The organism is Flavobacterium sp., assembly GCF_031423415.1.
Taxonomy (GTDB): domain Bacteria; phylum Bacteroidota; class Bacteroidia; order Flavobacteriales; family Flavobacteriaceae; genus Flavobacterium.
Genome location: NZ_JANPFL010000030.1, coordinates 1 through 1,188, shown reverse-complemented (window position 1 = coordinate 1,188; position 1,188 = coordinate 1). Strand labels below are relative to the sequence as shown.

General features: G+C 30.3%; 3 protein-coding genes. All 3 read right to left on the bottom strand.

All coding sequences use genetic code 11. The features are described 5' to 3' along the window. Positions 1-22: 22 nt before the first annotated feature. A complete protein-coding gene (gene groES, locus RMO83_RS03455; protein WP_310558283.1) occupies positions 23-298 on the bottom strand; it encodes a co-chaperone GroES in 276 nt (91 codons plus the stop codon). A gap of 104 nt (positions 299-402) precedes the next feature. Then, positions 403-738 (bottom strand): preprotein translocase subunit SecG, encoded by a 336-nt coding sequence (secG, locus tag RMO83_RS03450; protein WP_310558282.1) that lies wholly within the window; start codon positions 736-738, stop codon positions 403-405. Positions 739-756: 18 nt separating this feature from the next. Continuing rightward, the coding region (locus tag RMO83_RS03445; RefSeq protein ID WP_310558281.1) for a tetratricopeptide repeat protein at positions 757-1,188 on the bottom strand (432 nt) is incomplete at its 5' end.

The following is a 1,188-nucleotide window of genomic DNA, read 5'->3' as shown; positions in this document are numbered from 1 at the left end:
CTTGTGGTAACGCCCAAAAATTTTAGATTATTGCTAATATTTTGTATTCGCTCATCATTAAATAATCTTTTCCTTCTAATTTTAATTCGGTTCCGGCAAATTTTTCATAAAGAACAATATCGCCAACTTTAACAGTCATTGTGTGGTCTTTGGTGCCGTTTCCGACAGCGATTACAGTTCCTTTTTGTGATTTTTCTTTTGCTGTATCTGGAATATAGATTCCTGATGCAGTTTGGGTTTCGGCAGCTACTGGCTCAATAAGAACGCGGTCTGCGATTGGTTTTATGTTTAATGACATATTTTTATTTATTTATGATATTTTAAAGTTTTACAAAAGTAATTAAAATCAATAAAAAAAGCGTTAACAATATGCTAACGCTTTTTAAATTATGTATTAAAATATTATTTTGTTTCTGGAGTTGCTGCTGGAGCTGTTGCTTCTGGTGTTCCAATAGTTTTTGGATCTGTCTTTGGAGCTATTGTTGTAGTTTCATCTTTTAGTGTAGTCGAACTTGTTGAAACGAAACTCAAACTTGATGCTAAAATCAATGCCAATAATACTGCACCTAGTGTCCATGTGCTTTTATCAAGAAAATCGGTTGTTTTCTGAACGCCACCCATCATTTGAGACCCACCAATTGCTGATGATAATCCGCCACCTTTAGGGTTTTGAACCATTATTACTACGATTAATAAAAAGCAAACGATTGTTATTAAAACTAAGAAAATTGTAAACATGATTGTTGTAATTAATTATTATTTTTGTTGTAAATATTTTATATCTTTAATTCGGTTTGCAAAAATAGTATTTTTTTCTGGATATTTCAAAATTAATATTTCATAAGCTTGTATAGCTTTGTCATATTTTTTTTGTTCAAGGTAAACTTTGGCTAAAGTTTCGGTCATTAAGTACGACTGTGATTCTTCTTTTGGCTCGTAAGATATTGTGTTTATTGAATTTTTATCTATTTTAGGAATTTTTGGACTTGACTCAATAAATTTGTCAATTAATTCTATTTTTTTCTGTTTTTCGGTATTATTTTCTTCTAAAATAGCTTCGTTTTGAAAATTATTTTCTCTAGTAATGGGTTTTATTCTCGAAATTTGTAACCATTCTTGAAACGAATGCTTCTCGTTTACCGAAAAATCTAGCGGTTTACCGAGTTCTAGTTTTTCTTCAATTTTTTC

What these genes read in the sequence shown, in the direction of transcription:
- secG (WP_310558282.1), bottom strand. Translation starts at nt 738, where the DNA reads ATGTTTACAATTTTCTTAGTTTTAATAACAATCGTTTGCTTTTTATTA.
- groES (WP_310558283.1), bottom strand. Translation starts at nt 298, where the DNA reads ATGTCATTAAACATAAAACCAATCGCAGACCGCGTTCTTATTGAGCCA.